Origin of the sequence: Massilia sp. TWR1-2-2 (genome assembly GCF_049897565.1) — a bacterium.
Classification (GTDB): domain Bacteria; phylum Pseudomonadota; class Gammaproteobacteria; order Burkholderiales; family Burkholderiaceae_D; genus JAFCUW01.
In genome coordinates this window covers 115,138-131,418 of sequence record NZ_JAFCWM010000005.1, presented here as the reverse complement: position 1 = coordinate 131,418, position 16,281 = coordinate 115,138, and the positions used below count along the sequence as shown (strand labels likewise).

At 66.7% G+C, this 16,281-nt stretch carries 10 protein-coding genes; 6 read left to right on the top strand and 4 right to left on the bottom strand.

Going from position 1 to position 16,281, the window contains the following annotated elements:
* Positions 1 to 261 precede the first annotated feature (261 nt).
* Complete coding sequence (locus ACP7DD_RS06645) at positions 262 to 1,959, top strand: methyl-accepting chemotaxis protein (protein ID WP_426173923.1); 1,698 nt, start codon at positions 262 to 264, stop codon at positions 1,957 to 1,959.
* A gap of 475 nt (positions 1,960 to 2,434) precedes the next feature.
* Here ACP7DD_RS06645 and ACP7DD_RS06640 read toward each other — a convergent pair whose 3' ends face one another.
* Positions 2,435 to 3,103, bottom strand: coding sequence for a ribonuclease T2 family protein (locus tag ACP7DD_RS06640; RefSeq protein WP_426173922.1), 669 nt, complete (start codon positions 3,101 to 3,103; stop codon positions 2,435 to 2,437).
* A gap of 199 nt (positions 3,104 to 3,302) precedes the next feature.
* Here ACP7DD_RS06640 and ACP7DD_RS06635 point away from each other — a divergent pair, with 199 nt between their 5' ends.
* Complete coding sequence (locus ACP7DD_RS06635) at positions 3,303 to 5,699, top strand: DUF6600 domain-containing protein (protein WP_426173921.1); 2,397 nt, start codon at positions 3,303 to 3,305, stop codon at positions 5,697 to 5,699.
* A gap of 60 nt (positions 5,700 to 5,759) precedes the next feature.
* Here ACP7DD_RS06635 and ACP7DD_RS06630 read toward each other — a convergent pair whose 3' ends face one another.
* The 3 genes from ACP7DD_RS06630 to ACP7DD_RS06620 are packed head-to-tail and all read right to left on the bottom strand — an operon-like array spanning position 5,760 to position 11,480.
* Entirely contained in the window at positions 5,760 to 8,882 is a 3,123-nt protein-coding gene (locus ACP7DD_RS06630; protein ID WP_426173920.1) for an efflux RND transporter permease subunit, read from the bottom strand.
* A gap of 9 nt (positions 8,883 to 8,891) precedes the next feature.
* On the bottom strand, positions 8,892 to 10,046 hold the full coding sequence (locus tag ACP7DD_RS06625) for an efflux RND transporter periplasmic adaptor subunit (protein ID WP_426173919.1): 1,155 nt from the start codon (positions 10,044 to 10,046) through the stop codon (positions 8,892 to 8,894).
* A 45-nt stretch (positions 10,047 to 10,091) separates the two neighbouring features.
* Positions 10,092 to 11,480: an efflux transporter outer membrane subunit gene (locus ACP7DD_RS06620; protein ID WP_426173918.1), complete on the bottom strand. Its 1,389-nt coding sequence runs from the start codon at positions 11,478 to 11,480 to the stop codon at positions 10,092 to 10,094.
* A gap of 348 nt (positions 11,481 to 11,828) precedes the next feature.
* On the opposite strand from ACP7DD_RS06620, the gene ACP7DD_RS06615 reads away from it, so the two are divergent.
* The 4 genes from ACP7DD_RS06615 to ACP7DD_RS06600 all read left to right on the top strand — a co-directional run bounded on the left by ACP7DD_RS06615 (position 11,829) and on the right by ACP7DD_RS06600 (position 16,104).
* On the top strand, positions 11,829 to 13,433 hold the full coding sequence (locus ACP7DD_RS06615; RefSeq protein WP_426173917.1) for a DUF1800 domain-containing protein: 1,605 nt from the start codon (positions 11,829 to 11,831) through the stop codon (positions 13,431 to 13,433).
* 16 nt (positions 13,434 to 13,449) lie between these two features.
* Positions 13,450 to 14,682, top strand: a complete 1,233-nt coding sequence (locus ACP7DD_RS06610) for a DUF1501 domain-containing protein (protein ID WP_426173916.1) — start codon at positions 13,450 to 13,452, stop codon at positions 14,680 to 14,682.
* A gap of 350 nt (positions 14,683 to 15,032) precedes the next feature.
* Positions 15,033 to 15,791, top strand: a complete 759-nt coding sequence (locus tag ACP7DD_RS06605; protein ID WP_426173915.1) for a hypothetical protein — start codon at positions 15,033 to 15,035, stop codon at positions 15,789 to 15,791.
* Between the two features lies 1 nt (position 15,792).
* Entirely contained in the window at positions 15,793 to 16,104 is a 312-nt protein-coding gene (locus ACP7DD_RS06600) for a hypothetical protein (RefSeq protein ID WP_426173914.1), read from the top strand.
* Positions 16,105 to 16,281: the final 177 nt, after the last annotated feature.

The window sequence follows — 16,281 nt, the reverse complement described above, 5'->3', positions numbered from 1 at the left end:
TTGCCAACAGGATATTTTGTTTCCATACATAAATGGGTATCCTGATTTTCAGGCAGCATCGAAGGCCTACCCGCCCGCGATGACGTGTCATCCCTGTTCCGCAGCCTAAAAACCGCTGTCGCCGAACATTGCCCTCGAAGCGGACTATTCGTTCGCCCAGTCTTCCCCCATTCTCCGCCGTATCGTCCGCCGTGCCTGGCCGGCGTCAGCATTTTTTGCCCCCTCATTCGCGGCACAGCGTTATTTATTGAGAATTCCACCATGTTCAAGAACCTCACCATCAAAATCCGGCTTACGTTCGTCATCGGCCTGTTATGCCTCATTTCGCTATCGATCGGCCTGCTTGGCCTGCGCGGGCTGGCGCAAACCAACGATGCGCTCGAAACGGTGTACTCCGATCGCCTGGTAGCGGTCGGCCAGCTCGGCGAGACGCTCACACTGGTTCAGCAGAACCAGACCGTGCTGGCGCGCACCGTCAGTGGCGACCCGGAGAAGTTCGCCGCGGCGATCGACGATGTCGAACAGCGTTCGAAGGCCGTCGCCGCTGTCTGGGACCAGTACATGGCAACATTCCAGACGCCCGAGGAGAAGGTGCTGGCATCGGCATTCGCCGAAACGCGCAAGAAAAACCTGGAAGAGGGTGTCAAGCCGACCATCGCGGCGCTGCGTGCCAAAGACGTGCCCGCCGCGGTAGCACTGATCCATGGCGCCATGCTGACCACGTTTCCGCCGGTGCGGACGAGCATGCAGGCGCTGATCAAGTTGCAGCTCGATGTCGGCAAGAGCGAGTACGTCGCCGCGGTTGCGCGTTACGAGACGGCCAAGATCGTCTCGATCGGCCTGATCGCCGTCAGCCTGCTGGCCGGCCTGTCGATTGGTTATTTCCTCATCAGCGGCATTACCCGCTCGCTGGGCGAAGCACTGCGGGTGGCCAATAGCGTTGCCGCCGGCAATCTGACCGAAGAGATCCGCATCGACTCGAACGACGAAATCGGCCAGTTGCTCGCCGCGCTGCGCAAGATGAACGAAGGCCTGGTCTCCATCGTGTCCGAAGTGCGCAGCGGCACCGACATGATCGCCACCGCGTCAGGCCAGATCGCCGCTGGCAACCAGGACCTGTCGAGCCGTACCGAGGAGCAGGCCAGTTCGCTTGAAGAGACCGCCTCGTCGATGGAAGAACTGACCTCTACCGTCAAGCAAAATGCCGACAACGCGCGCCAGGCCAACGTGCTGGCCGAATCGGCATCGGCAGTGGCGTCGAAGGGCGGCCAGGTGATCGGCCAGGTGGTGTCGACGATGGACGAGATCAACGATTCGGCGCGCAAGATCGTCGACATCATCTCGGTGATCGACGGCATCGCGTTCCAGACCAACATCCTGGCGCTGAATGCGGCGGTCGAAGCGGCCCGCGCCGGCGAACAGGGCCGCGGTTTCGCCGTGGTCGCCACCGAAGTGCGCAGCCTGGCCCAGCGCTCGGCGGCCGCCGCCAAGGAAATCAAGACGCTGATCGGCAACTCGGTAGAGCGCGTCGATGCCGGCAGCAAGCTCGTCAACGAAGCCGGCACCACCATGACCGACATCGTCGACAGCGTGCGCCGCGTGACCGACATCATGGGCGAGATCACCTCGGCCAGCCAGGAGCAGACGTCCGGCATCGACCAGATCAACATGGCCATTGCCCAGATGGACCAGGTCACCCAGCAGAATGCAGCGCTGGTGGAAGAGGCGTCGGCGGCATCGGAAGCGATGCAGGAGCAGGCGACCAAGCTGGCGCTGGTCGTCAGCGTGTTCCAGCTCGACAATGCGAAGATGACCGCCGCGCGCATCGCGCCGCCGCCGGCCAGCCGCGCCGTCAGCACGCCGCCGCGTCCGGCCAAGGCTGCCGCGCCGGCGCGCATCGCCCCGGCGAAAGCGAGCGTGGCCGCCACCGTCAAGGCCGACGAGTGGGAAGAGTTCTAAGGGCTTGGCCGTCCAGCGCCCGCAGCAGGACCGCTTTCTGTTCCTGCCCGGGCCATCCGGATTGGCACGACAACGCCGGCATCGCGCAGCTCGCGCAGGTAATTTCGCGCCGACGACGCCGAACAGTCGAGAAAGGCGGCGACCGTGAAGTTACCCAGGCCGCGTACCGACAGCTCGGCGATCAGCGCATCGCGCCGTTCGATGCGCAGCAGTGAAGACGGTCTGATGATCGCTCCGATCGTTCAGCAGGGGTCTGACCCAACAGGTAAACCGGGTCAGAGCCCTGCTGCTTGGACAGGTCGGCCGTACCGAGCGGCGTGCCGGCGTTGATGCTGACCTGGCGTGTCGAGCGCAGTCGGACCTGACGCCATCAGCGCAGTCAGTTCAGCGCGAATGCACGGTGAACTGACTGCGCGCCATGCCGGCCATGCACAGGGCGGCGACCACGGCGCAGGCGACTGACCGGGCGATTACCTCAGCGCACGCTTTGCATGACGAACGTCGGCTTGCGGCAGGTGTTCATCGAGCGGCGGATTTCGCCGTCGCTGCAGCTGGCCGAGGCGCCGCGCTTGTCGTAGCAGACGTGGATCTCACGCAGGAACCTGCCGCCGTCGGCGCAGAAGGGCAGCACGGCGTTGTCTGCCAGGCGCGGATTGGCGGCGCGAAACGCCTGCACGAACTCGCCGTAGCTGGCGCGCACCGGCAGCGCCGGACGCTGGTAGGGCGCCGGAATCGCCAGCTGCTTTTGCAGCTTTTCCGACAGCTCGAAGTAAGCGGCCGGATTCAGGCCGGAACAGGTGCCGTGCTTGCTCCACTGGTGCCCGATCATTTTCGGCGACGGATATAGAGGTGCATATTTCTGCTTGTCGCGCTCCGGCAGCCGCTCCGTCGAGCATTGCTGCGGATACCCTTTTTCGTATTGCGGCCACAGGCCGTGCAGCACGAAACCCAGTTGCCGCCCGGTCGAGCACTGGTTGGCATCGTCGTGCGTGGCGCAGTACGACGGCGACCAGCTCAGCGCCACCGCGTAATGGTCGAAGCGCCCCGGTTCACCGGCGTCGCGTCCGTTTCGAAACTGCTGGGCGCTGGCGCCAAGCGCCACGCACAGCAAGGCGCTTGTCAGCAGTGTTCGCGAAAGCGGCATGGATGGCTCCTGAAGGTAAGCTTAGTTGACTGAAAGAATAATTTTTCGAGTTACATTTTATAACGAGATGCAGTACGCGCCTGGCCGTTTTAAACGTTAAATGGAAGACATGGCAGCGTTCGCTGTCGAACCGAAAATTTCCGAAGCTAGCCGCACCATGACGTTGCGTTCCTGCCGACCAACTTTCACGCGAGGCAATATGAAAAATATTCCGACCTTCAAGCGCATCGCCTTTGCCGGCATCGGCGCCGTCCTGCTCGCTGCCGGTGTTCCGGCGCTGGCCGATCCGCCTGGCCGTATCGCTCGCCTGGCGTACATCAGCGGACCGGTCAGCTTTGCGCCGGCCGGCGAAGACGACTGGGAAAACGCTGCCCTGAACACGACCTTGATCCCGGGCGACCGCCTGTGGGTGGAAAACGGTGCGCGCGACGAGGTGCAGATCGGCGGCGCCGCGCTGCGCATGGGCGGCGGCACGCTGGTGACGCTGGCGCAACTGGACGACCGGATGACACGCCTGCAGATGGCGCAGGGCCGCATCAACGTGCGGGTCCGCTCGCTGCGCGCCAACGAAGTCGTCGAGATCGATACGCCACACCTGGCGCTGGCCATCCGGCAGCCGGGCGAGTACCGCATCGAAGTAGACCCGGCCGGTAACGCCACCATGGTGGCGGTGCGGCGCGGCCAGGCCGACGTCTTCGGCGACGGCAATGCACACCGCCTCGCCGGCGGCCAGGCCTACCGCTTCGACGGCTCCGACCTGCGCGGCGCGCAGTACGCGCGCGCCGACGTCGACGAATTCGACCGCTGGGCGACCTCGCGCGATCGCCGCCTCGAGCAGTCGCGCGCGGCGCGCTACGTCTCGCCGAACCTGGTCGGCTACGAAGACCTCGACGAGCAGGGCACCTGGCGCAGCGTGCCCACTTACGGCAACGTGTGGATGCCGTCGAACGTCGGCCGCGACTGGGCGCCGTACCGCGACGGCCACTGGTCTTACGTGCAGCCCTGGGGCTGGACCTGGGTCGATAGAGCGCCGTGGGGCTTCGCGGTGTCGCACTACGGGCGCTGGGCGCGCTTTCCGCAAGGGTGGGGCTGGGTGCCCGGCCCGCGCGCGGCAACGCCGGTGTACGCGCCGGCGCTGGTCGCCTTCATCAGCATTGGTGGCGCATATTCGCAGCGCGAGCGCCCGGTCGCCTGGTTCCCACTGGCGCCGCGCGAAGCATACCGGCCGTCGTATCGCGCAAGCCCACGCTATGTCACCAACATCAACATCACCAACACCACATTCGCGCGCAACCAGGTGCCGCGCGACGGCCAGCGCGTCGACTACGCCAACCGCCGCGTCGGCGGCGCAGTGACGGCCGTGCCGCAGACCGCATTCCTGCGCGAGCAGCCGGTATCGCGTGCGGCCATCGCGCTGCCTGCAGCGGCGCTGGCCGGCGCGGCGATCGCCAATATGGGGCCGGCAGCGCCGGAACGAGGAGCGCGCGGCCGCGGCGAAGCTGGTCGCCCGCCGCCGCAAACGCTGATCGCACGGCAGGCGCAGGCCAGCGCGGCGCCGCCACCGCCTGCGTTGCGGCGTGCGCCGACTCCGGTGCCGCCGCCGCTCGCCACGGCCCCGGACGCGCCTAGCGACCGTGCCGCGCGGCGCGAGGACAGGCGCGAGGCCCGCGATGACCGCACTGGTCGCGATGGCCGCGACGGCCGCGACGGCCGCGATGACCGCACTGGCCGCGACGGCCGCGACGGCCCGGATGGTCGCATTGGCCGCGATGATCGCGTCGACCGCAACGGCCGCGATGCGCGTCCGCCTTCGCCGCCGCCGCTGGCGCGCGCGCCTCAGGTCTCGCCCGCGGTCCCTGCCGCCGCGGTAACGCCGCCGGCTCGGCCTGATGAACGCGGTGGCCGTCGCGAGGAAAGGCGCGAGACACGCCAGGAACGCGATGCACGCGATGCGCGTCCGCCTTCGCCGCCGCCGCTGGCGCGCGCGCCGACGCCGGTAACGCCTGCAATGCCGGCCACGCCTGCCGTTCCGGCTGAAGCGGCAACGCCGCCGGCCCAGCCAAACGAGCGTGACGGCCGGCGCGAGGACCGTCGCGAGGCACGCGAAGCACGCGATGCGCGCCCACCTTCGCCGCCAACGCCAGCGCCACCACTGGCGCGTGCCCCTACGCCGGCTACGCCCGCTGTCGCTGCTGCACCGGCAATCGCGCCGGCTCCGGCAAACGATCGCGGCAACCGCCGTGAAGAGCGGCGCGACGCGCGTCCGCCTGCGCCGCCGCCGCTGGCGAACGCACCGACTCCGGCGCCACCGGCGCCGCCGCCCGCCGCAGCACCGGTTGCGCCGAACGACAGGGCCACACGGCGCGATGAAATCCGGCAGGCGCGCGAACAGCAGCGCCAGGAGCGGCAGGCGCCAGCCGCGGCTGCGCCTCCGCCCGCACCGCCCGTTGCGGCGCCGGCCGCCCCGCGTCCGCCGGAGCCGCCAAAGCAGGAACAGCCGCGTGCCGAACCGGCTCAGCAGCAGGCCGGCCAGAATGGCCGCGGCAATGAGAAGAGGGGAGAAAAGCGCGACAGGGATCGTCCAGAAAAGGACTGATGCCGGCGCTGGAACGCGCGGCGCCGGTCATGCTGGCGCCGCGCTGTATTGAAGGACTGCTTATTTCCTCAGGTCCGGCACCGGTTCCGGCTTGGTGACCACCGGCGGATTGCCGCGCATGCGGCGCACCGTGCGGCCGAGGAAATGTTCGAAGTCGTCGACGACGGTGAACACGGCCGGCACCACCAGGAGGCTCAGCAAGGTCGACGTGATCAGCCCGCCGATGACCGCAATCGCCATCGGCGAGCGGAAACTCGGGTCGGCGCCCCAGCCCAGCGCCAGCGGCATCATGCCGGCGCCCATCGCGATGGTGGTCATGATGATCGGCCGGCTGCGCTTGTGGCAGGCGTCTACCAGCGCGTCGAACCGGTTCATGCCCTCCTGGCGCGCCAGGATCGCGTAGTCGACCAGCAGGATCGAGTTCTTCGTCACGATCCCCATCAGCATGATCAGGCCGATCATCGACGGCATCGACAGCGCCTGCCCGGTGATCAACAGCGCCACGAAGGCGCCGCCGATCGACAGCGGCAGCGCGGCCAGGATCGTAATCGGCTGCATGAAGTCCTTGAACAGCAGCACCAGCACGCCGTAGATGCACAGCACGCCGATCAGCATCGCGATGCCGAAGCTGGCAAACAGCGCCGCCATCTCCTGGGCGTCGCCCAGTTCGGCGATCTTCACCGACGCCGGCAGGTTGGCCATCGCCGGCAGCGCGCGCGCCTCGGCGTTGACTTCGCCCAGCGAGCGCCCCGACAGTTCCACCTCGAGCGTGACGTTGCGGCTGCGATTGAGCCGGTCGATCTGCGCCGGCCCGCTTTCCATCGTGATATTGGCGACGTTGGCCAGCATGACCGGGCCGTTTTTGCCGGGCACCGTCAGGCGGCCGATGGCGGCCAGGTCGGCGCGCACCGCGTCGGGCAGCTTGACGCGGATCGGCACCTGGCGCTCCGACAGATTGAGCTTGGTCAGCGCGGTGTCGTAGTCGCCGGCGGTTGCCACGCGCACCGTCTCGCCGATCGCCGACGCCGTCACGCCCAGGTCCGCGGCCCTGGCGAAATTTGGCCGCACGATGATTTCGGGACGCACCAGCGAAGCGCTCGAGCTGACGTTGCCGACGCCCTTCAGCGTGCGCAGCTCGCGCTCGACCTGCTGGGCCGATGCGGTCAGCGCGACCGGGTCTTCGCTGCGCAGCACCAGCTGCATCTTCACGCCGGTGTCGGGCGGACCGACGTTAAAGCGCGCGCCCGGGATCTGGTCGAGCCTGGCGCGGATCTGGCGCTCCAGTGCGTCCATCGATTCCTTGCGGTCGGTGCGGTGCAGGGTGGTCAAAGTCAGCACCGCGCGCCGCGCCTCGGCCGCCGCGCCCGGGGCGAACGCATCGCCGCTGGAGCCGCCGCCGATCGAGCTGAAGACGCCGGTGATTCCCTTGACCTGCATCGCCGCCAGGCGCGCCTGCTCGGCCACCACCCGCGTTTCGGCCAGCGTGGAGCCGGGCGGAAGTTCGAGGTTGATCTGGGTCTGGCCGCGGTCGGCCGGCGGCACGAAGCCGGTCGGCAGCAGCGGCACCAGCGCAATCGAGCCGATGAAGAACAGGCCGGAAGCAATCGCCGTGATGACGCGGTGGTTCAGGCACCACTTCATGGCGCGCATGTAGCGCTGCATGATCCAGCCGTCCTGTTGCTCGCGGTGCGCGGTCGGCTTCATGATGTAGGCCGCCATCATTGGCGTGAGCAATCGCGCCACCACCAGCGAGGCGAGGATCGCCAGCACCGCGGTCCAGCCGAACTGCTTGAAGAACAGGCCCGGGATGCCGCCCATGAACGCCGTCGGCAAAAACACCGCCACCAGCGCGAACGTCGTGGCGATCACCGCCATGCCGATTTCGTCGGCCGCTTCCAGCGCCGCCTGCATCGGCGTCTTGCCCATCCGCAGGTGGCGCGAGATGTTCTCGATCTCGACGATCGCATCGTCCACCAGCACCCCGACCACCAGCGCCAGCGACAGCAAGGTGACGGTATTGAGCGTGTAGCCGAACAGGTACTGGCCGAGGAAGGCCGGGATCACCGACAGCGGCAGCGCGGCCGCCGCCACCAGCGTGGCGCGCCAGTCGCGCAGGAACCACCACACCACCAGGATGGCCAGCAGCGCTCCTTCATACAGCAGCTCCATCGAGCCGACGAAATTCTCTTCGACCGGCTTGGCGTTGTCGATCACCTCCTTGAGCACGACGTTGGCATGCTCGGCCTGCAGCAGCGCCACCGCTTCGCGCGCGCCGGCCGCCACTTCGACTTCGCTGGCGCCCTTGGTGCGGAACACTTCAAAGCCGACCACCCGCTTGCCATTGTGTTCGGCGAACGAGCGCGGCTCGGACACCGTATCGGTGACCTTGGCGACCTGGTCGAGGCGCACGCGGCGCCCGTCGGCCAGCGGAATGTCGAGCGCGGCCAGTTCGGCCGCGCTCTTGACGGTGGCGATCGTGCGCACCGACTGCTCGGCGCCGCTGACGTCGCCGCGCCCGCCGGGCGCTTCGCGCTGGACATTGCGCAGCTGGCGCGAGACGTCGACCGCGGCCACCTGCAGGGCTGCCATGCGCGCGTCGTCGAGTTCGACCCGCACCTCGCGCGTCACGCCGCCGACCCGCTTGAGCGCGCCCACGCCCGGAACGCTGAGCAGCCGCTTGGCCACCGTATTGTCGACGAACCAGCTCACCTCCTGGTCGTCCAGCCCGGCGTCGCCGCGCCCGGCGGCCGCCTGCGCGACGAACGTCATCACCACGCGGCCGGCGGTGGACGCCTTGGTGACGGTCGGGTCGCGCATCTCGGCCGGCAAGTCAGCCTTGACGCGCGCCACCGCGTCGCGCACGTCGTTGACGCCTTCGGCGATGTTCTTCTCAAGGATGAATTCGACGGTGACCGTGGCCACGCCGTCGAGCACTTTCGAGTAGATGTTTTTGACGCCTTGCAAAGTGGCGACCGAATCCTCGATCTTGCGCGCCACCTCGGTTTCCAGCTGCGCCGGCGCGGCGCCGTCGAGCACCGCGGTGACGGTGACGATCGGCAGCTCGATGTCGGGGAAGTCCTGCACCTTGTTGGCCTTGTAGGCGAGCAGTCCTGCCAGCGACAGCAGAATGAACAGCATGATCGCCGGTACCGGGTTCTTGATCGATAGTGCGGAAAAATTCATGGCCAGTCCTTATTTCGCGGCGACGGCGGGGACCGGAGCCGTTGCTGCTGCCGGCACGTTGCGTACCAGGTCGCCGTCGTTGAGGAAGCCGGCGCCGCCGACCACCACCAGCGTCTCCGGCGTCAGGCCGCTGACCACTTCGATGCGGTCGGCCAGGCGGCGCCCGGTCTGCACCTTGAGCTGGCTGACGCGCTGGTCGGCATTGAGGCGGAACACGTAGCTGAAGCCGTCGCGCACCACCACCGACTGCTGCGGCACCGTCATCGCTTCCGACGTGCCCAGTTCGAACTGGCCGCTGGCGAACATGCCGGCCTTGAACGGCGCGCTCGCGCCCGGCATCGGCGGCAGGTCGACATACACCAGTGCGGAACGGGTCTGCGGATCGATGGTCGGCGCGATCATGCGCACGCGCCCGGTCAGCTCCGAGCCGTTGGCCGCCTTCACCAGCGCGCTGGTGCCTGGCTTGACGCGCGACAGTTCCGACGCCGTCACTTCGGCGCGCCACTCGAGCCGGCCCTGGCGGATCATGCGGAACAATTCGGTGCCGACGCCCACCACCGAGCCGACGGTGGCGGTGCGCGCCGAAATGACGCCGCTGTCGGGCGCCACCACCTGCGTGTACTTCAGGCGCAGCTGCTGCGACGACAGCGTCGCCTGCGAGGCGGCGATGCGGGCGTTGGCGGTTTGCTCGGCTGTCATGTACTGGCTGATCTGCTGGGCGCTGAGCGCGCCCGACGACTGCAGCGTGCGCGCGCGCGCCGCGTTGGCCGCCGCTTCGGCCGCATTCGCGCGTGTCTCCTGCAGCGCAGCGCGCGCCTGCGCCACATCGGCGTTGACGCTGTCGGCGGAGAACACGGCCAGCACCTGGCCCTTCTTGACGACGTCGCCGACGTTGACGCGCACTTCGGTCAGGCGAAAGCCCCCGGTTTCGCTGCCGATGATCGCTTCCTGCCAGGCCACCACGTTGCCGTTGGCGGCAAGCTTGATCGGCAGACGCGCCGGCGACGCGCGCACGGTGGTCACGGTCAGCGCCGGCTTGGCCGCGCCGGGCTTCTTGTCGTCGGCCGCGATCGAGCTTGTCGACACCAGCAGCGTGGCGGCGGCGCAGGCGGCAACCACGCCAAGGATGAGGGCCGATGCAGGGTTGAGTAACAGGTTTTTCATGGCATTGTTTCCGGGTTCGAGGCGCATCATGTTGGTATCGGGTTCCTAGTTTGCAGCGGCGGCGTTCCAGCCGCCGCCGGCGGCGCGGTACAGCGCGATCCAGGCAGCGTTGCGTTCGCGCTGCAGGTTCACCAGCGCGATTTCGGCTGCCAGGTAGGTGCGGCGCGCGTCTTCGAGCTGCAGCAGGCTGGCCAGGCCGTTCTTGTACAGGTCTTCGGTCGCGCGGAACGAATAGCGGTAGCCTTCCAGCGCTACCTGGGCGTCGCCGCTGCGGCGTTCGGTGCTGTGCAGGTTGACCAGCGCATCCTCCACCTCGCGCACGGCCTGGCGCGCCACGGCGCGATAGGTGACGACGGCATTGTCGTAGCGCGCACTGGCCGCGTCGACGTTGGCGGCGCGCGCGCCGGCGTCGAACACCGGTACCGTCAGCGCCAGCGGGCCGATGCTCCAGGTGTCGATCGTCGTGTTCACGCCGCCGCTGCGCAGGTTGCCGGCGCCGACCGATCCTTGCAAGGTCAGGCGCGGATAGCGCTGCGACTGGGCGCTGCCGACGTCAAAGCTGGCCGCGGCCACTTCGCGTTCGGCGTTGAACACGTCGGGACGCTGCGCCAGCGTGTCGGCCGGCAGCGCGCTGATCTCGATCGGCGCCGCCGGCGTTGGCACCACTTTCGCCAGTTGCTGGCGCAGTTCCGGTTCCGGCAGCGCCGTCAGCGCCACCAGCGCCTTGACGTCGAGGTCGCACAGCGCGCGCTGCAAGGTGGCGCGGGCCTTGCCTTCGGCCGCGCTGGCGCGCGCCAGCGCGGCGTTGGCCGGCGACTGGAAGCCGGCGTCGGTGGTCAGCTGGGTCAGACGCGCGGTATCGGCGCGCGAGACGGCGTCCTGGTCGGCCACCGCCAGCAGCATGCTGCAGGCGCGCAGCGCGTAGTACTGGTTGGCCACCTCGGCGGCTACCGAAACGCGCGCCTCGTGCCAGCCGGCCTGCGCGCCGGCGAGTCGCTCGTCGGCGGCGCGCCGCTCGGCGCGGCGGCCGCCGAACAGGTCGATTTCCCACGCCGCCTGGAACGCGGCCTGGCTGGTGGTACCCATCGGCAGGGCGCTCTGCTGGTTGCTGCGGATGATGCTGGCACCGGCGTCCACCGACGGCAGCAGGGCCGCGCCGGCCGCCACGCGCTCGGCGCGCGACTGCGCAATGCGCGCGCGCGCCGTCGACACGGTCGGGCTGGCGCCCTGCGCCGCATCGATCAGCTGCACCAGCAGCGGATCGCCCTGGCGCTGCCACCAGCTGGCCAGGTCGGTCAGGCTGCCGTTGTGCGCGGGCGAGGCGAACCATTGCGGCGGCACCGGCGCGGCGACCTTTTGCGGCGGTGGCGACAGCGCGCAGGCGCACAGCGCAAGCGGCGCGGCAGCCGCGATCAGGGTCTGGACTATCTTCATGCGTTCTTCTTTCGTGGCAGTGATGTTTTGAGTCGTCGCTGTGGCGGTCAGGCGCGCCGTCCCGCGGCGGCGCTGGGCGCCAGCCGGAACGGGGTAATCGGTGATTCACGTCGGGCGTGGGATATTTGCCATGCAATTCAGACGGCCACCGCACATGATGCAGCTCGAATATTCCTTGGGCGAATTACACCATATTTTTATGACCTGCCTGTTCAAATCGCAGGGTTTCGGTAAATAAGGTTACATTTACTTACAGTTGAAACATGGCAAGCTTTGACTTGGGTGTCAATTGGGATATAAATAACAAACGCCGGGATTGCCGGCCAGGCCCGTTCGAAAAGGCAGACTATGAAAAAACAACAACTATCGATCGTCCTTGTCGGTGCAATGCTGTTTGCCGTCCTGCCGGCACGCGCCGCGCCCGCGGCAACCGAGCAGCAGGCGGTGCACGTGCTGAACCGCCTCGCCTTCGGACCGAAGCCCGGTGACATCGACCGCGTCACGCAAATGGGCGTGCAGCGCTACATCGACAGCCAGCTCGAGCCGGCCGCGCTGCCGTATCCGGCCGCGCTCAACGAGCGTCTGGCCTCGCTCGACAGCATCAACCGCAGTGCCGGCGAAGTCGTCGCCGAGCTTACCGAACTTCGCAAGGAAGTGCGCGACGAGGAGGAGGGCGCCAAGCAGCGCCGCCGCGCCGGCCTGGGCGCAATAGCGCTGCAAACTGCGCAGGCGCGTGTGCTGCGCGCCGTCGACAGCCCGCGCCAGCTCGAGGAAGTGATGGTCGACTTCTGGTACAACCACTTCAATGTCTTTGAAGGCAAGGGCGTCGACCGCGCGCTGGTGGCCAGCTACGAACGCGACGCCATTCGGCCGCACGTGATGGGCTCCTTCCGCGCGATGCTGGGCGCCACGGCGAAGCATCCGGCGATGCTGTACTACCTCGACAACTACCTTTCCACCGCGGCCGGCTACACGCCCGGCCCGCGGCGCGGCCCCGCCGCCAAGGCGCGCGGCCTGAACGAAAACTATGCGCGCGAGCTGATGGAACTGCACACGCTCGGTGTCGACGGCGGCTACACCCAGAAGGACGTCACCGAGCTGGCGCGCATGCTGACCGGCTGGACCTACGATCAGCGCGCGCTGATGCGCGACAACCAGACCTTCCGCTTCGACGACAAGCGCCACGACCAGGGCGTCAAGCTGTGGCTCGGCCGCGAAGTGGCGCAGCAGGGCCAGCTCGAAGGCGAGATGGCGCTCGACGTGCTGGCGGCGCACCCGGCGACCGCGCGCAACGTCAGCTTCAAGCTGGCGCAGTACTTCGTGCAGGATAACCCGCCGCCGGTGCTGGTCGAGCGCATGGCGAAGACCTTCCTCGATTCGAAGGGCGACATCCGCTCGGTGCTGCGCACGCTGTTCGCCAGCGCCGAATTCATGGCGCCGGCGGCGCAAGGCGCCAAGTTCAAGACGCCTTACCAGTTCGTGATATCGGCGGCGCGCGCCAGCGCCGCGCCGGTGGTCAACATCGCCCCGCTGGTGGCGACGATGGGCCAGCTCGGCATGCCGCTGTACGGCTGCCAGACCCCGGACGGCTACAAGAACACCCAGGACGCCTGGCTCAATCCGGATGCGCTGTCGCGCCGCATCACGTTCGCCACCGCGCTGGCCGGCGGCCGCCTGCCGCTGGCCAGCCGGCCGAAGACGCCGGTCCCGCTGCGCCAGATGAACGGCTCGAAGGACAGTGCGATGAGCGGCGCAATGGATGGCGCCATCATGGCGGCGTCGCCGGCGCCCGTCGTCGCGCAGTTTGCAGCCGCGCCGGCGCTCGACCCGCTGCAGCTGCAGGCGACGCTTGGCGGCGCCATTTCCAGCCGCACGCTGGCGACGGTTGCCTCCAGCGCCGCGCCGCTGCGCGCGGCCATGCTGCTCGGCAGTCCGGACTTCATGCAACGCTAACACGCGGAGAACAACAATGAAACGCAGAGACTTCCTCAATTCGATGGCGCTCGGCGCCAGCATGGTGGTGCCGGTCGGCCAAAGTGCGTGGGCTGCAACCAGCGCCAACCCGACCAAGCAAAAGCTGGTGGTGGTGATGCTGCGCGGCGCGGTCGATGGCCTCAACGTGGTCGCGCCGGTCGGCGACGAAAATTACCTGCGCCTGCGCCCGACGATCGGCTTGTCGGCGCCCGGTGTGGAAGGTGGCGCGCTGGACCTGGACGGCTACTTCGGCCTGCATCCAGCGCTGGCCATGCTGCAGCCTCTGTGGCAGCAGAAGAAGCTCGCCTTCGTCCACGCCAGCGGCTCGCCCGACAGCACCCGCTCGCACTTCGATGCGCAGGACTACATGGAGTCGGCCACGCCGGGCAGGAAGAACACGCCGGACGGCTGGATGAACCGGCTGGTGGCAACGCTGCCGGGCGTGTCGACGCCGAGCCGCGCACTGTCGATCGGTCCGGTGATGCCGCGCATCCTGTCGGGCCCCTCGGCAGCGATCAACCTGCCCAACGGCGCCGCCGCGACGCGTGCCACTATCCTCGACCGGCCGGCAATCGGCGCCGCGTTCGACCAGCTGTACGCCGGCCATGAGCGCTTCGGCCGCGCCTACAAGGACGGCAAGGACGCGCACAAGGAAGTGATGGATGCGTCGATGAACGGCGAAATGAACATGGCCGATGGCGGCGCGCCGCTGCCGAACGGCTTTCCGGACGACGCCGCACGCCTGGCCACGCTGATGCGCAACAACCCCAAGCTGCAGCTGGCGTTCGTCGCGCTGGGCGGCTGGGACACCCACGCCAACCAGGGCGCCGGCCGCGGCCAGCTGGCCAACCGTCTCGCGCCGCTGGGACAGGGCCTGGCAGTGCTGGCCGAGCGCCTCGGCCCGATGTTCGAGGACACCACCGTGATCGTCATGTCCGAATTCGGCCGCACCGCGCGCGAAAACGGCAACGGCGGCACCGACCACGGCCACGGCAACGTGATGTGGGTGATGGGCGGCGCGGTGGCAGGCGGCAAGGTGTACGGCGACTGGCAAGGCGTGGCCGACAGCGCGCTCAACGAGGGGCGCGACCTGCCGGTGACGACCGACTTCCGCTCGGTCCTGGCGCAGGTGGCCGAGCGCCATTTGCGCCTGTCCGACCGCCAGCTGGCGCAAATCTTCCCGGCCATGCCGCAGCGCAGCGCGGGTTTCCAGATTGTAAGGAGCTAGCCTAGTAGTTTTACGGTATTGCACCGCACCATAAAACGGACTATATTGAAGCTGTCTCCTCCAATTTTCCAGCAAAATTGGATTGCCGCCCGCCACCGCAAGGTCGCGGGCTTTTTTTTGCTGCCGGCGCGCTTGGCATTGGCGCTATTGCCGGAAGTTGACAGGAGTGCTAAAGGCGGCGTCTGTCGAGTTCAAGGACATACAGCAGTGTTCAAAACGCTGAGAGCATACCGTTGCGTCGCCGGCTTCATACGCGAGCATGACCCTCGAAAAACCATGTTTTTTTGCATAGATGTCGACCTCAGGTATGTCGGCGCGTGCAAAAAAACCATGGTCTTCAGGTCGTAAGCATGACTCGCTTCAAACCAAAGACATCATTTCCAGCTTTAATGGAAGCCGGCCTCTACGGGCCGCCTTCAACGCAGCTTGACGACGGCAATGGTTTCACCGTCAGAACGTTCAAACTAAACGCGGAAACTGCGATGTACACTCCAGAAGATTGTTTACTCCCGTCTAAAACTCGCGACGCACTAGCGGACCCAAGCGGTCGGCAATGGGTTAAACGGTCTCCGACAAGCGTGGACACAGGGGATTTGTCTATGCCGTTCAGAGCTGGCGTCGAGGCGTTCATTTCCGCGCTCCGAGCGGCGGGCGCCACTGTAACGATTGCGGCGACTCTGCGCGATCCTAAGAGGGCCTATCTAATGCACTGGGCGTGGCGCATCGTTAGACAGAACGCGGACCCATTGACGGTACCGCCTATGAACGGTGTGAACATCGTTTGGACGCATGAAGGTCCCGATGGAAAATACTCGAGGCACAAATCGATCGAGGCGGCCAGAGACATGGTCTGCGGATTCGATATGCTGAAACTAGGTGCTGCACCGGCGTTGAACTCACGACACACGAAGGGCTGCGCAATCGATATGGCCATCCTTTGGGACCAGACCCTTTCAATTCAAAATTCATATGGCGTGACCGTAGAAGTTTCGACAACGCCACGTACAGGCGTAAATCCACAGTTGGCGCGGGTCGGTGAAAGTTACGGTGTCATCAAATTTAATCGCTCCGGCCGCGACGATCCTCACTGGTCTGATAACGGAGCCTAATATGATAGGAAAAATGGCGCTCAGTCTCTGCTTCATGTGCCTCGTGGAGCCAGTTGTTGCAAGAACGGAATTGCCGAATGACGTCGCGAGGTTCATCGCCAAGCGAGAGAGTTGTGATCATTTTCGCGGAGAGATCCCATCGCCGGGCGACAAGATAAAGATGAAGGAGCTCAACCGGATGATACAGAAGTGGTGCAGCGGAACCGACAGGACCCTCGCGCAGCTTAAGCGCAAGTACGCTGAGGATGAGGCAGTCTTGAATCAGCTAGGTGAATTTGAGCCGAATATCGAAGTTGCAAGGAAGCTTCGCTGAAACACTCTCCGCGTCGCAAAACCATATTTTTGCACCCCTTCCATCCCACAATGCACCCATGGTCGATTCCGTTGAGCTTAACGCATGTGGATTCCGGCGATCAGTACTGCGTCGCACTCTGCAGTTGCAGAAGGTAAAGTACTTGACGTCGTCCTCGCGCACGCGGGGACCCCATTT

Coding starts and splice junctions, on each gene's coding strand:
- ACP7DD_RS06645 (WP_426173923.1), top strand. CDS start 262: ATGTTCAAGAACCTCACCATCAAAATCCGGCTTACGTTCGTCATCGGC.
- ACP7DD_RS06640 (WP_426173922.1), bottom strand. CDS start 3,103: ATGCCGCTTTCGCGAACACTGCTGACAAGCGCCTTGCTGTGCGTGGCG.
- ACP7DD_RS06635 (WP_426173921.1), top strand. CDS start 3,303: ATGAAAAATATTCCGACCTTCAAGCGCATCGCCTTTGCCGGCATCGGC.
- ACP7DD_RS06630 (WP_426173920.1), bottom strand. CDS start 8,882: ATGAATTTTTCCGCACTATCGATCAAGAACCCGGTACCGGCGATCATG.
- ACP7DD_RS06625 (WP_426173919.1), bottom strand. CDS start 10,046: ATGAAAAACCTGTTACTCAACCCTGCATCGGCCCTCATCCTTGGCGTG.
- ACP7DD_RS06620 (WP_426173918.1), bottom strand. CDS start 11,480: ATGAAGATAGTCCAGACCCTGATCGCGGCTGCCGCGCCGCTTGCGCTG.
- ACP7DD_RS06615 (WP_426173917.1), top strand. CDS start 11,829: ATGAAAAAACAACAACTATCGATCGTCCTTGTCGGTGCAATGCTGTTT.
- ACP7DD_RS06610 (WP_426173916.1), top strand. CDS start 13,450: ATGAAACGCAGAGACTTCCTCAATTCGATGGCGCTCGGCGCCAGCATG.
- ACP7DD_RS06605 (WP_426173915.1), top strand. CDS start 15,033: ATGACTCGCTTCAAACCAAAGACATCATTTCCAGCTTTAATGGAAGCC.
- ACP7DD_RS06600 (WP_426173914.1), top strand. CDS start 15,793: ATGATAGGAAAAATGGCGCTCAGTCTCTGCTTCATGTGCCTCGTGGAG.